Annotated in this window: 10 protein-coding genes; 6 read left to right on the plus strand and 4 right to left on the minus strand. The window is 69.9% G+C overall.

Annotated elements, in window-relative coordinates:
* Positions 1 to 14 precede the first annotated feature (14 nt).
* The gene (locus tag OG714_RS12820) at positions 15 to 551 is read left to right on the plus strand and encodes a winged helix-turn-helix transcriptional regulator (protein WP_406120618.1); all 537 of its coding nucleotides are present in this window, start codon (positions 15 to 17) and stop codon (positions 549 to 551) included.
* A 323-nt stretch (positions 552 to 874) separates the two neighbouring features.
* A complete protein-coding gene (locus tag OG714_RS12825; protein ID WP_406120620.1) occupies positions 875 to 2,992 on the plus strand; it encodes a DUF4157 domain-containing protein in 2,118 nt (705 codons plus the stop codon).
* A gap of 90 nt (positions 2,993 to 3,082) precedes the next feature.
* Here the strand turns inward: OG714_RS12825 and OG714_RS12830 are convergent, their stop codons facing one another.
* The 4 genes from OG714_RS12830 to OG714_RS12845 all read right to left on the minus strand — a co-directional run bounded on the left by OG714_RS12830 (position 3,083) and on the right by OG714_RS12845 (position 7,297).
* Positions 3,083 to 4,579, minus strand: coding sequence for a cellulose binding domain-containing protein (locus OG714_RS12830; RefSeq protein ID WP_406120622.1), 1,497 nt, complete (start codon positions 4,577 to 4,579; stop codon positions 3,083 to 3,085).
* Between the two features lie 214 nt (positions 4,580 to 4,793).
* Positions 4,794 to 6,122, minus strand: coding sequence for a radical SAM protein (locus tag OG714_RS12835; protein ID WP_406120624.1), 1,329 nt, complete (start codon positions 6,120 to 6,122; stop codon positions 4,794 to 4,796).
* 31 nt (positions 6,123 to 6,153) lie between these two features.
* The gene (locus OG714_RS12840; RefSeq protein ID WP_406120625.1) at positions 6,154 to 6,516 is read right to left on the minus strand and encodes a hypothetical protein; all 363 of its coding nucleotides are present in this window, start codon (positions 6,514 to 6,516) and stop codon (positions 6,154 to 6,156) included.
* Between the two features lie 121 nt (positions 6,517 to 6,637).
* Positions 6,638 to 7,297 carry a pyridoxamine 5'-phosphate oxidase family protein gene (locus OG714_RS12845; RefSeq protein ID WP_406120626.1) on the minus strand — a complete coding sequence of 220 codons (660 nt, stop codon included), beginning with the start codon at positions 7,295 to 7,297 and terminating at the stop codon, positions 6,638 to 6,640.
* A 319-nt stretch (positions 7,298 to 7,616) separates the two neighbouring features.
* Here OG714_RS12845 and OG714_RS12850 point away from each other — a divergent pair, with 319 nt between their 5' ends.
* From OG714_RS12850 to OG714_RS12865, 4 genes are all read left to right on the plus strand, one after another.
* Positions 7,617 to 8,861: a D-arabinono-1,4-lactone oxidase gene (locus OG714_RS12850; RefSeq protein WP_406120628.1), complete on the plus strand. Its 1,245-nt coding sequence runs from the start codon at positions 7,617 to 7,619 to the stop codon at positions 8,859 to 8,861.
* 140 nt (positions 8,862 to 9,001) lie between these two features.
* Positions 9,002 to 10,255: an ROK family transcriptional regulator gene (locus tag OG714_RS12855; RefSeq protein ID WP_406120630.1), complete on the plus strand. Its 1,254-nt coding sequence runs from the start codon at positions 9,002 to 9,004 to the stop codon at positions 10,253 to 10,255.
* 11 nt (positions 10,256 to 10,266) lie between these two features.
* A complete protein-coding gene (locus OG714_RS12860) occupies positions 10,267 to 12,123 on the plus strand; it encodes a glycoside hydrolase (protein WP_406120632.1) in 1,857 nt (618 codons plus the stop codon).
* A 225-nt stretch (positions 12,124 to 12,348) separates the two neighbouring features.
* Positions 12,349 to 13,614 carry an ABC transporter substrate-binding protein gene (locus OG714_RS12865; RefSeq protein ID WP_406120633.1) on the plus strand — a complete coding sequence of 422 codons (1,266 nt, stop codon included), beginning with the start codon at positions 12,349 to 12,351 and terminating at the stop codon, positions 13,612 to 13,614.
* The last annotated feature ends 2 nt before the right edge of the window (positions 13,615 to 13,616 follow it).

Consider the following 13,616-nt stretch of genomic DNA (forward strand, 5'->3'; position numbering starts at 1 on the left):
GTAGGATCGGTGGCATGACCCTCCCCAACACCTACGCGGACGGGAACTGCCCCCTCGCGCGAACGCTGGAGGTCGTAGGCGAGCGCTGGACGCTGCTGATCGTCCGCGACGCGTTCTACGGCGTACGGAGGTTCGGCGACTTCGCCACCCAGCTCGGGATTCCGCGAGCCGTCCTCACCAACCGACTGAAGGCGCTGACGCAGGAGGGCGTGCTCACCCGCGAGGACGACGGAGCCGGCCGGGTCGAGTACCGGCTGACGGACAAGGGCCTCGCGCTGTGGCCGGCCGTGTACGCCCTGATGAACTGGGGCGAGGCCTTCTATTCGCCGCACGGGGCCAAGCGCGTCCTCCGTCACGACCTGGACGGAGGCCTTCTCGCCCCGGACGGACGCTGCCGGGACTGCGGTTCGGCCGTGCCGGTCCCGGAGATCCGGATCGAACCGGGGCCCGGCTTCCACGCGGCAGGCCACGACGACGATCCCGTCTCCAGCGCGATCAACACACCCCGACGACTCCTCGACCCGATCGTGCCGGCCCACACACCCGGCTGATACGGCGGAGCCGGCGCCGTGCCGGCCAAGACCGGGAGCGCCCGGTCTCGGCGACCACCGTGACCGCGACGACCCTCATCACGGCCGGAACCGGCACCCTGGCCTTCATCGCCCTGCGCCGCCGCCGCACCCGGACCTGACACCCGTGCCCTGACCGCGCTCACCACAACGGCCTGCCCACGCATGCTCCCCGGCCCCCGGCCCCCGTCAAGTCTGCCCCCGACTCTGCCTCCACGGACTTCCCACCCCCGACCACCCATCAGGTAAGAGGGAAGAGCACCCGTAACAGGCAAGGGCACCCGCCGACCAAAGGGGAACCGCACATGCGCATCCAGGGAGAGAACCGCCCGAGCGGTGACCGTACCGGCGGACGCTCCGCGGCTCGGCCCGCGGCCCGGCCCGCCGCCGCCCTGCCCCCGCTCAGCACGCTCCAACAGGCCGCCGGGAACGCCGCGGTGACCCGTGCGATCCAGCGGGCCCGGGACGAGCGGCGCGGCGAGGAGCAGCACGGTGGGCCGGAGGCGCGTGCCGCCGAGAGGGCCGTGCCGGTGCAGCGGCGGGCCTCCGTCGTCGATGCCGTCGGCTCCCCTGGACGTCCCCTGGAGCCCCGCATCCTTCAACGGGCCGAGCAGGCCTACGACATGGACTTCGGTCATGTGCGCGTGCACGACGACCCCGTCGCCCAGCGCTCGGCCGAGGAGCTCGGCGCCCTGGCCTACACCACCGGTTCGCACATCGTGCTCGGTGGCGGCCGCGTCGGGGACGAGGTGATGTACGAAGAGGTCGACCACGTACGGCAGCAGGCGCTGGGGCCCGTGCCCGGCACCGACAACGGGCGGGGCGAGAAGGTCTCCCACCCGGACGACCCGTTCGAGAGGAGCGCCGGCGCCAACGGCCGGAAACTGGCCCGGGGTTCCGCTCCCGACCTGTCGCTGCCCGGGGCCGCCTCACCCGGTGGGGCGGTGCAGCGCAGCACGGCCGGCGACCTCCCCGTCCAGCGGGCGGACCGGCCCGGCCCCTCGACCACGCCCCCGCCCCGCACCGCCACGACCCCGCCCCCGGCCTCGCCCTCACCCCCGATCGCGGCCTCGCCCCCGGCCATCGCCCGGCTCGCGCGGCTGCTCGTCGGCGGTGAGGCGGCGATCCGGAACAAGGACGTACGGGAAGTCATCCACCGGCGGGTACGCGGTGGTCCGAGCTTCACGGACCAGGAGCTGGAGGCGATCAAGGCCGTGGAGTCCGAGGACCCCAAGTGGCTGAAGACCGTGGGGATTTGTACCACCACCGAGGCCGACGCCTACATCAAGGCCGGCGATTTCCACAACTGGCTCCAGCAGCCCGAGGGCAAACGCCTCCTCGTGGCCACCCTGCGCTGGCACCAGAGCGTCGAGGAACGCGGCCAGGGGAACTCACCGGACAAGCCCAGCCGCTCGGACTACCAGCTCGGCCGCCACATGGCCATGCACGGCAAGGACACCCCGCCGTCCGAGAAGGACCGGCTCACGGGGGAACGGAACGACCAGATCTTCGAGACCTTCGTGAAGACCATGCTCCCTCCGGGCATCAGCGACGACGTAGAGGACGCGGGCAAGCACCGGGAGCGGGTCGAGCGCGGCACCGAGGTGCTGACCAAGATCTTCCTGATCCTGAAGGAGGGGCTGAAGGTCTTCAACCCGGAGACCGGCATGCACGAGGACTTCAAGGACGACATCGCCCACGCCCTGGCCTACGGCGGACGCGTCAACATCCGGATTCCCCAACTGGCCGACGGCCAGCACGGATACGAGCTGCCGCAGTGGCTCCACATCACCAAGGAGGACCGGCGGCCCTGGGAGCCCAAGTCGGCGCCCGAGAAGCCGGTGTCGCGGCGCCTGTTCGCCACGCATCACCTGGACATCGGCGCCAACGACCAGGCGGACGGAACGCGGGGCGAGTTCGTGGAGAAGGGCGAGTTCGGGGCCACCCTGCAGAACTGGGTCGATCCCCACACCCACCTCTACGGCCTGCCCTTGGCCACCGGAGGCATGGGCAACACCGACTACCACGGCGACACCATTCTCCCGAACGAGTCGTACGGCCACATGTTCATGGGGTACAAGCCCCCGACCAGCAAGCGCGACGGGGGACTTCAGGTCGGTCTGGAGACCGCCGGGCCCGGCGGCAGGACCCCCGACGGCTACGAACACGGCATCACGAGCAGCGAGAAGAACAACAACCCCGTGAGCCAGTTCGGCGGGCACAAGGACGACAAGCCGGGCGGTAACGCCCCCCTCAGCGCGAGCCAACGCCACGTCGACCTGGAGCAGTTCGGCGACTGGGTACAGAAGCTGAAGAACCTGGAGACGGACTGGAAAGCCGAACTGGCCAAGGCCAAGACGGATGAGGAACGGGCGGCCCTGTACCGGGACTTGATCGGCACGCGTACTAACGCCGGTTCCTGAAGGGGGGGGATTCGCCTGCGGTCGTCACCCGCCCGGAGAACGTGCAGGTGCGGGTGACAGCCCATCCGGAAGGATCGGGGGCGTACCGACCTACTCGCAGGCCGCCCCGTTGAGCGTGAAGCCGTACGGCGCCGAGTTCTTGCTGTTGTCCCATGTCCCGAGGAAGCCGAAGGTGAAGCTGCCGTCCGCGGCGACGTTCTTGTTGTAGTCGGCGGCGGTCGCGGTGACCCGGGAGCCGTCCTGGGCGACGCTCGCGTCCCACATCTGGGTGACCTGCTGGCCGTCGCGGTAGGACCAGGCGACGCGCCAGGTGTCGAGGGCCTTGGTGGTGGTGACGGTGATGGCGGCCTGGAAGCCGTCGGGCCATTGGTTGACGAGGTCGTACGTGACGTCGCAGCTCGCCGGCGTGGTCGTACCCGGACCTGAACCCGAACTCGTCGTCGGGCCAGGTGAGTTGCCCGCCGTGGCGGAGGCGGTGCCCTGGGGTTCCGTGTCGGGGTTCTTGTCCCCGGGGTCGGTCGCCGTACTGCTCGCGGTGGGCCGGGTGGACGGCGAGGGCGTGCCGGACGGATGGGCGCCGACGGACGACAGGGTGGGGGCGGGATCCCCGACCGGCCGGCTGTCCGCGTCGTCGCTGGCCGCGTTGTCGTGCCCGGAGCCGCCCATCGGCATCATCGACACCCCGAGCGCCACCAGCGACAACAGGACGGCCGCGGCGAGCAGTCCGTTGCGCACGAGACGCGCCTTGCTCGCGCCCTCCTTCGGCTCCCCGGCCTCGAGTTCGGCCACGGGACGCCCCGCGCCCAGCCGTACCTCGGCGGCCCGGCGGCGTCGTTCCAGATAGGCGAGGCCGCCCCAGCCGATCACCCCGCCGGCGAGGGCCGCGGGCAGTCCGCCGCCGGCCAGTCGCAGGCAGGCGGCCGCTTCCGCGCACTGCACGCAGGTGGCGAGGTGCCGGGAGAGGTCCTCGGGGGTGTCGGCGGCCGGCGAACGGGTCACCGCGTCCAGCAGCCGGGCGTAGCTGCGGCACTCCGCGGCCATCGGTGTGTCGAGGTGGTTGCGGTGGCAGCGGTCCCTGAACAGGCCCCGTACCTGGGCGAGTTCGCCGGAGACGACCGCCGGGTCGAGGCCGAGCCGGCGGGCCACGACGGGCAGCGGCAGCGCCTCCACCTCGGCCAGCCACAGCAGCGCCGCGTCCGCCTCCTGCAGATCCCGCAGCCCGCGCAGGGCGATCGGACGCTGCAACGGCATGCCGTGGTAGCGGGCCGCCTTCTCCGAGTTGAGCCACAGCCGCAGGTCCGGGTCGAGCCGGTGCCCCCGCCCGGCGAACTCCCACGCGGCCGCCGTGGTCCGTACGGCGGTCAGCAGCAGCGGTATCACCGGCAGCACCCGACGGGCCGGGCCGCGCATCGGGCCGGACCCGGCGGAGCGGGCCTCCTGGATGCCAAGTGCGAAGGCCTCGCCGGCCAGTTCGGTGGCCGGGTCGGCTCCGGACGTGCACAGGTCGGCGTAGGACAGCACAGCGTCCCAGCTCTCGGTGAACAGCGCTGCCTCAGCGGCGTCCTGAGGAGTCGGCAGGTCGGGCATGGGTCTCCTGCATCCACGAATGACGGCCAACTAGCTCTGACAGTAAGCAAGTTGGAGGGGGGCTGCCTCGTGACAGGGCCAGAGCCTTTCACGCGTCCCACACAACTGACAAGCCACGTATTCAATTACGGTGACTGTCAGTCGCCTCTATGCAGTTGTACGTGTCCGAGCCTCTCCCGGCTCACCTGTCACAGGAGTTGGCCACACCGTTACCTTACAAAGGCGCGGGCTCCTCGGCGGGCTCGACGGGGAGACTGTCCATGAAAGAGCTGACGGAGAAGACCGCGCGGCCGGGGCCCGGTTCGCCGTATCCGGGCGGGGACTTGAGGCCGAAGTCCTCCATCGTCGCGCGGTAGGCCTGCAGCAGACGGATGTGGTACTCCAGCGGAGCGCCCTGCGGATTGGCCTTGCCCAGCGGGGTGGTGGGCTCCGGGCACCAGGTGGTGAAGCGGGGCGTGATGCCCTGCGACATGAAGAAGCGCAGCCCCTCGGTCGTCGACGCGATCGCCTCGTCGACGGTCTTGAAGCCGAACGGCTCCGCCATCTCCACGCCGGCCACGAAGTTGGGGATCACGTTGCGCGCGCCGAAGATCTCCGCGGAGTCGAGAATCCGCTTGTGCCACTCGTCGCGGCCGACGTAGCGCTCCTTGCCCGGGCAGTGCAGCTTGAACAGATACTCGTCCCACACCTCGTAGTTGGGGTGGTAGATCTGCACGCCGTAGTCCTTGAACCGCTGCACGTCGTCCTTGGGCAGCGCCTGGGCCACGACCTTGCCGATCCAGCGGCCCGGGAAGCGTTCCTCGATGGCCTTGGCGTAGTGGCCGTAGAAGTCGGCCTCGTCGCGCCCGGCGACCGTCTTGGTGATCGCGCCGCCGGTGAGGGTGTAGGCGGTGGACACCTTCGCGGTGTCGTACCGGTCGATGATCTCCAGGGCTTCGAGGACTTCTTCCACATCCTTGACGCCCGTGTACGGCCGCCCGGCGGCCTTGTGCTGGCGCCAGTTGTGGTTGATGTCGCAGTACTGGCACTCCTCCTTCGCGCCGAAGTACTGGCACACACGGAAGACGGTCAGGTAGATCAGGTAGCCCCACTGGATGGTCGGGGCCACCTCCATGACGGACTTCCCGTTGGCGAGCTTGTGCCGGTAGTACTCCGGCATCGGCGGCACACCGACGTTCGCGATCCGCTTCCCGTCGAGGTACAGCCCGAGGACCCCGTCCTCGTCGGAGGCCACGCGGTACGGCGACGCCGGGTTCACCCGCACGGAGACGACGGTCCGCCGCAGGTCGTACGGCCCACCGGTGAGGATGATCTCCTCGGGCGGACGCCTGAGCGCGGCCTCGCCGAGCTCCGGCAGGGTGCCGTGGTCGAAGGAGAAGATGAAGTACGACTTCGGCTTGACGTCACCGCCCTCGTTGTCGCTGAGCGCGGACGGGTCGAAGGCGACACCCCCGCGCAGCAGGTCCTCCTTGAAGACGGCCTCCCGCGGCACATCCGGAAAGCGCTCCATCAGATCCTCGACCAGCGCGGTACGGCTGCCCATCCCGTATCTCCTCCCGGCTCAGGCGCCCTGCTCAGGCGTACGACTCCTCACGGTATGCCCCCGGCGGTTGAGCGGGGGGAGCGGGGGGTTCGGTGTGGTGCGGGGTGGACGGGCTGGGGGTGGGGTGGACGAGCCGGGGTGGGGTGGACGGGTCGGGGGTGGGAAGCTCGGGTTGTTTGCGGGGTGCGGGTGCGTTGTGGCTGGGTGCGCAGTTCCCCGCGCCCCTGAGGGCATGGGGGTGGGCGGCGTTGGGGCAGGTCAGGCCGGAGCGGTGCAGGCCGGTCAGGTCGGCCCAGGCAAGCAGGCCGAAGCGGGTCGGAGCGGAGCAGTCGAGCCGGGGCGGGGCGCGCCAGGTCGGCCGGGGCCGAGCCGTGAGATCGGGCTGGGTCGGCAATACGTCCCCGGCGGCACCGCCCCGTAGCGGCGCGGGAGAACTACCCGCCCGCGAGCGCCACACGCGCGGAAGCCTCGCACGCCCAGGAGCACCGCACGCGCGGGCAGAGATCACTGCCGGGTCAGCCCTGTCTGGTCCCCTCGCGGTGTGCGATGTGGTTTGGGATCGGGATGCCCGGGGGTAGCACGGGGTCCGGTACGGGGGCGCCCCAGGTCGAGGTCAGCGGTAGCGTTCCCGCCCACACGGCGAGCTCCGCGTCGGGGCCGTCTCCGTCGTCGGGGCCACCGGTGCGGATCTTGACCGACGCCTCGTCGAGGGAGAGGGCGAGCAGGGTGGTGGCCGCGAGTTCCTTGCGGGTCGGCTGCCTGGCGTACGACCACTGCCCCGGCGTCGCGTGTTCGGTGAGGCGGCGCAGGCCGGCCAGCTTCTCCTCCGGGTCGGTGACCTTGCGGGGCACCCCGTGGATCATCGCGCTGCGGTAGTTCACCCCGTGCTCGAAGACCGACCGGGCCAGCACCAGCCCGTCGACATGCGTGACGGTGACGCACACGGGATCACCGCCCGTGAGGCTGCGACTCGCGACGGACCCGTGGAAGTACAGCTGCCGCCCGTCCCTCCCGTACACCGTGGGTACGACGACCGGCCGCCCCTCGATCACGACCCCCAGGTGACAGACGAACCCGGCGTCGAGGATCGCGTCCAGGTCCGCACGGTCGAGGCTGCCCTGTTCGGCGAGGCGACGGTGCCGGGTGCGGTCGGTCTGCGCGAGACGGTCGGTCATATCGCCGGACACTACCGATGTCGCACAAAAAAGGCCACATCTTTGTCGAATACCGCACACGAACGGCATCAGCGCAACGAAATCCGAAATTCTGCGTGACTGGTGGCGCGATGGGCCGGCCTCGGCCGAGCGTCCGCCGGGTGCTGATCGTCACCGTCGGCGGCCGCCGCCATGACACCGATACGCAGGCACAACCGCCGCCGACTTATGCTGCGGCAGCAGCAGGAGTCCTCCGCGTCGGGCTGATCCACGCCCCGCCGTGGCGCACCGACCCCTGGGGCAGGACACGCGAACGCACGCTCCCGGAGGGACGACAGGCATGACGGAGACGGTCACCAACTGGGCCGGCAACATCACCTACGCGGCGAAGGAACTCCACCGCCCGCGCACACTCGACGCCCTCAGGACCCTCGTGGCCGAGAGCGCGCGGGTACGGGTGCTGGGCAGCGGTCACTCCTTCAACGAGATCGCCGAACCGGGCCCCGACGGCACCCTGCTGTCGATCGCCGCCCTGCCGCCCGAGTTCGACGTGGACACGACGGCCCGGACGGTACGGGTGTCGGGCGGCGTCCGGTACGCGGAGCTGGCCCGCCGGGTGGACGAGCACGGGCTCGCGCTGCCCAACATGGCGTCCCTGCCGCACATTTCGGTCGCCGGCTCGGTGGCGACCGGCACGCACGGTTCGGGCGTCGGCAACGGCTCGCTCGCGGCGGCCGTCCGCGAGGTCGAGATCGTGACGGCGGACAGTTCCACGGTCACCATCGCACGCGGCGACGACCGCTTCGACGGCGCCGTGACCTCCCTCGGCGCGCTCGGCGTCGTCACTTCCCTCACCCTCGACCTGGAGCCGGCCTTCGAGGTCGAGCAGCACGTCTTCACCGAACTCCCGCTCGCCGGGCTGGACTTCGAGACGGTGGCGGCGTCGGCGTACAGCGTGAGTCTGTTCACCGACTGGCGGGAGCCGGGCTTTAGGCAGGTGTGGCTGAAGCGGCGTACCGACCAGCCGGCGCCCGACTTCCCGTGGGCCGCGCCCGCGACCGTGGCGCTGCACCCGGTGCCGGGGATGCCCGCGGTCAACACCACCGAGCAACTCGGGGTGGCGGGGCCGTGGCACGAGCGACTGCCGCACTTCCGGGCGGAGTTCACGCCGAGCAGCGGGGCGGAGCTCCAGTCGGAGTACCTGCTGCCGCGGTCGGCCGCGCTCGACGCGCTGCATGCGGTCGACGGCATCCGGGAGACGGTCGCCGGTGTGCTCCAGACCTGCGAGGTGCGGACGGTCGCCGCCGACGCGCAGTGGCTGAGCCCCTCGTACGGGCGGGACACGGTCGCCCTGCACTTCACCTGGATCGAGGACACGGAGACGGTGCTGCCCGTGGTGCGACGGCTGGAGGCGGCGCTGGACGCCTTCGACGCGCGGCCGCACTGGGGCAAGGTGTTCACCACTCCGGCCCAGGTGCTGCGCGGACGCTATCCGCGGCTCGGCGACTTCGCGGCGCTGGCGCGGGACCTCGACCCGGAGGGCACCTTCACCAACGCCTTCGTCCGGGACGTGCTCGGCGACTGAGCGGGGGCCGACCCCGTGACCGAGCGGGTGGCCGACTTTGTACAGCCCCTTTCCTAACCCCTTGTCGAACGTCGCCCGCTGCCCATAGCCTTGCGCCGCGCCGGTGCCGTCGTGCCTCGGCATGACGCAAGGGGGAAGGGATGGCGACCGCTCCGGCCAAGCGCACGTCACGCGACATCCGTACCGCGAACCGCTACGAGGTGCTGCGCCAGATCATCGCCGAATCGCCCACCTCCCGGCAGGAGTTGGCCGCCGCCACCGGGCTGAGCCTGGCCACGGTGGCCACCCTCGTCGGTGAGCTGCTCGACCTCCGCATGATCACCGAGGTCGGTTTCGAGGACTCGGCGGGGGGCCGCCCCCGCGGTCTCGTGGCGGTCAACGCGTCGGGGGGCGCGCTGATCGGCGTCGACATCGCGGAGACCTACGTCCATGTCGAACTCTTCGACCTGGGACTGAACGTGCTGGCCCGCGCCGACGAGGACATGCGCCCCGGCGAGAGCCTGCCGGAGCAGGTGGTCAGCCATGTGGCCGCCGCCGTCGGCGCGGTGGTCGCGCAGGCCGGCATCGAGGGCGCCCGGGTGCTGGGCGTCGGGGTGAGCGTGCCGGGGCAGGTGGACCGCGACACCGGGATCTCGGAGTACGCGCCCAACTGGGACTGGCACGACGTGCCGTTGCTCGCCCTGCTGTCCGAAGTCATCGCCTACCCCTTGTACTTGGACAATCCGTTGCGCGCCTGCGCGGTCGCCGAGATGTGGTTCGGGGCGGCGCGTGGGCGCGGGGACGCGGTGGTGGTCAACCTCGGCACCGGCGTCGGCGCGGGGCTCGCGCTCGGCGGGGCGCTGTACCGGGGGGTGAGCAACAGCGCCGGCGAGTGGGGTCACACGACGCTCGTCCTGGACGGGCGGCTGTGCCGCTGCGGCAACCACGGCTGTGTGGAGGCGTACGTCGGCGCCCCCGGAATCATGCTGAACCTAAGGGAGTTGAGCGCGGACAGCCCGCTGCTGCACCCCGAGGACCAGACGGCCACCATCGACGCCCTGGCCCGCGGCACGGACGCGAACGACCCCGTGGCTCTCAAGGTGGTGCGGGAGACGGCCCGTTACATCGGCGCGGGCATCGCCAACCTGGTCAACATCCTCAACCCCGAAGTCGTCGTGCTCAGCAGCTGGGTCGCCCGCACGCTCGGCGAACCCCTGTTGCACGAGGTGCGCGAGGCCGTCCAACGGCACGCGCTCAGGCGGCCGTTCGCCGCCACCCAGATCGTCCTCTCCCCCATTCTCACCGACCCGGCGTGCCTGGGCGCGGCGACGTTCGCGCTGGAAGGGGCACTCCAGTCGGTCGGGCAGAGGGCAGGCAAGAAGATCACAAGGAGCCGTATCGCACCACCTTCATGACGACGGAAGGGATGCACGTGACTCACCCCCACCCCAGGAGAACGATCCTCGCGACAGCGGCAGCCGCGCTGGCTGTCACCGGGGCCCTCCTCTCCGCGCCGCCCGCGAACGCCGACGGCGTCGCACCGGCCGAAGTCTCCCCCCACGCGGCCCAGACCATCGACAACATCGGCGCGTCCGGCGCCTGGTGGGTCAACGACCTCCAGCACTTCAAGCCCGCCGTCCAGGCCAGGGTGGCCCAACTCCTGTTCTCCTCCAAGGGGTTGGACCTCTCCTCGTACCGCTACAACATCGGCGGTGGCGGTACGGCGGTCACCACCCCGGCCCGCGCGGCCCAGGACTTCCTCAACGCCGACGGCACGTATGACTGGAGCAAGGACAAGGGCGGCCGGACGTTCCTCCGGTACGCCGCGAAGTACGGCGTGCGGGATCTGATCGGCTTCGTCAACAGCGCGCCCGCGCAGTGGACGACCAACGGGCAGAGCTGCGGCGGGCAGTTGAAGCCGGAGAACGAGGGCGACTACGCGAAGTACGTCGCCGACGTCACCGCGCACTTCGCCAGGCAGGGCGCGGCGTTCGACTACATCAGCCCCTTCAACGAGCCGAACAACGATTTCGGCGACTGCGGCCAGGAGGGCATGCAGGTCACCGTCGACCAACGCGACGACATCGTGCGGGCGTTGGGCGCCGAGCAGAAGGCCCGGCACCAGCGGACGAGCATCATCGCCGACGAGTCGAGCAGCACGGTCAGCTTCTCCGCGGAGGTCCCGCAGTGGATCTCGCAGCCGGACACCGCCCAGTACGTGTCGAAGCTGGCGCACCACACGTACAACAACCCGAACGACGGCCAGTTGGGCAACGTCTACGAGACGGCGAAGACGGTCGGCAAGCCCTCCTGGGCCACCGAGATCTGCTGCTTCGGCAAGGGCGGCACGGGCTGGAACCAGGAGTACGACCCGACCATCGACAACGCCCTGCTGATGTCCCGGATCATCTACAAGGACTTCGCGACCTCGCACGACTCGGCGTTCCAGTGGTGGGTGGCCCTCGCGAGCGGCTACGGCACGGACCCGGCCACGCGCAACGACGTCGGCTGGAACGACGGGTTGATCTACTACGACCCCGACTACGCGACGAACGGCAACCAGGCGCTGTACTTCACGAAGCGGTACTACGCGCTCGGCCAGTACAGCAAGTTCGTCACACCGGGCTCGGTCGCGCACAACGTGACGGGCGCGCCGAGCGGTGTCGAGGTGAGCTCGTACGACCGGGACGGCAAGTGGGTCGTCGTGGTCAACAACCAGAACACGACGGACACTTCGCTGAACCTGCACTTCAACAGCAGGGTTCCGGTGCGGGCGGCGCAAGCGGTCCGCACCTCGGCCACGGAGAACTGGGCGAAGGTCGCGAAGCCGGACGTGAGCGGCTCCACGGTGTCCGCGACCCTCGCGGCCCGCTCGATCACGACGTACGTCCTCGACCAGAAGGACCGTAAGGGACACGGGAGTTCGACCGCCGTCACCGGCGCCCTCCAGGGCAAGCAGTCCGGCAAGTGCCTGACGGCGGACGTCTCGGGGGCCGCGCTCGGCACCTGCACCGGCGGGGCCGGACAGGCGTGGTCGTACGACGCGAAGGGCGGCCTGAAGAGTGCCAACGGGTATCTGACGGTGGGGAGTTCGGGGCTGACGACGGCCGCCGACTTCACGGGTGATCCCGGCCAGCGATGGCTGCTGAACGGCAACGGCCAGATCCTCAGCGAGGCGTCGGGCAAGTGCCTCGACGTGAGCGGGCAGGCGACCGCGGACGGCAGCAGGGTGATCCTCTACAGCTGCAACGGCGGGGCCAACGAGGCCTGGTCAAAGGTGTAATGACCACCTGAACGCGTGGTGCGGGCCGCCTCGGCGGCGGTCCGCACCTTCGTCACGTCCGGTATGCCGAACGCCACGCAACGCTTCGAACAGACTTCGTCCAACCCCTTGCCGAAGGCTTAGGCGAAGGTTAACGTCCCGCTCCGCACCTCGATTTGAGCCACCGGCCACCACTCAGCCGTGGAGCCGTGGAGCCGCAGCCGCGCGAGAGACAAGGACGTCACCATGTCGGCAATGAGCAACAGCAACCTGTCCCGCCGATCGATATTCCGGGCAGCCGCGGGGATGGCCGCGGCCGGCACGCTGGCCGCCTGCGGCGGCAACAACGGGCGGGGCGGGGGCTCCGGTTCGGGCACGAACCTCGTCCAGTACTTCCACGCCTACGGCGAGGCCGGGACGGAACAAGCGATCAAGCGGTACGCGAAGGCGTACTCCAAGGCCGACGTGACCACGAACTGGATCACCGGCAACAACTTCGAGGCCAAGCTCTTCTCGTCCCTGCTCACCAAGCAGGCGCCCGACGTCTTCGAGTTCCACCCGCAGCTGCAGTTGGTCAAGAGCGGTCAGGTGGCCGACCTGAGCGACATCATCGACCCGGTCAAGGACGACTTCAACCCGGCCGACATCAAGTCGCACACGGTCGACGGCAAGATCTACGGGATCCGGATGATCGACGACCCGCAGTTCTTCTACTACCGCAAGTCGATGCTGGAGAAGGCCAAGGTCGACGTGCCGACCACGCTCGACGAGCTGCTGGAGGCCGCCGCCAAGCTCACCACCTCCAAGGTCAAGGGCGTCTTCCTCGGCAACGACTTCACCGCGATCCAGAACCCCATCATCTGGTCCGCCGGCGCCGACACCATCGACGCGAACAACAAGATCGCGTACCACACGGACGGGGTCGTCCAGGGCCTCAAGCAGCTCCGCCAGCTCTTCACCAGCGGTCACGTGCTCCTCGACGCCCCGACCGACTTCTGGGACCCGTCCTCGCTCGACCAGGGCCTGTGCGCCATCCAGTGGGGCGGTATGTGGTCCATGCCGGTCATGCAGAAGGCACTCGGCGACGACCTGGGCATCTTCCCCTTCCCCAGCATCGGCAGCAGCGGCAAGCAGTCGGTCTACAACGGCGGCTGGTCGATGTTCGTCAACGCCAAGGGCGAGAACGTCGAGGCGGCCAAGGCGTACGTCAAGTGGCTGTGGATCGAGCAGAAGAAGTACCAGGAGGACTGGGCGACCTCCTACGGCTTCCACATCCCGCCGCGCACCTCGATCGCCAACTCGGCCACCAAGCTCAAGTCCGGCCTGCCCGCGGAGGGCGTGAAGCTCTTCACCGACTACGGCCACTTCGACAACATCGCCTACGACCAGACGATGCAGACCGCGTTCGCCGACGTGATCGCGAACTCCGTCCGCAAGAACGGCAACCCGGAGGCCGCGCTCGACGCCTGCGACAAGAAGGTCGACGTCGAGCTCAAGAAGCTGTTCGGATAGGC

This window comes from Streptomyces sp. NBC_00989, assembly GCF_045162655.1.
Lineage (GTDB): Bacteria > Actinomycetota > Actinomycetes > Streptomycetales > Streptomycetaceae > Streptomyces.

What these genes read in the sequence shown, in the direction of transcription:
- OG714_RS12820 (WP_406120618.1), top strand. Translation starts at nt 15, where the DNA reads ATGACCCTCCCCAACACCTACGCGGACGGGAACTGCCCCCTCGCGCGA.
- OG714_RS12825 (WP_406120620.1), top strand. Translation starts at nt 875, where the DNA reads ATGCGCATCCAGGGAGAGAACCGCCCGAGCGGTGACCGTACCGGCGGA.
- OG714_RS12830 (WP_406120622.1), bottom strand. Translation starts at nt 4,579, where the DNA reads ATGCCCGACCTGCCGACTCCTCAGGACGCCGCTGAGGCAGCGCTGTTC.
- OG714_RS12835 (WP_406120624.1), bottom strand. Translation starts at nt 6,122, where the DNA reads ATGGGCAGCCGTACCGCGCTGGTCGAGGATCTGATGGAGCGCTTTCCG.
- OG714_RS12845 (WP_406120626.1), bottom strand. Translation starts at nt 7,297, where the DNA reads ATGACCGACCGTCTCGCGCAGACCGACCGCACCCGGCACCGTCGCCTC.
- OG714_RS12850 (WP_406120628.1), top strand. Translation starts at nt 7,617, where the DNA reads ATGACGGAGACGGTCACCAACTGGGCCGGCAACATCACCTACGCGGCG.
- OG714_RS12855 (WP_406120630.1), top strand. Translation starts at nt 9,002, where the DNA reads ATGGCGACCGCTCCGGCCAAGCGCACGTCACGCGACATCCGTACCGCG.
- OG714_RS12860 (WP_406120632.1), top strand. Translation starts at nt 10,267, where the DNA reads ATGCACGTGACTCACCCCCACCCCAGGAGAACGATCCTCGCGACAGCG.
- OG714_RS12865 (WP_406120633.1), top strand. Translation starts at nt 12,349, where the DNA reads ATGTCGGCAATGAGCAACAGCAACCTGTCCCGCCGATCGATATTCCGG.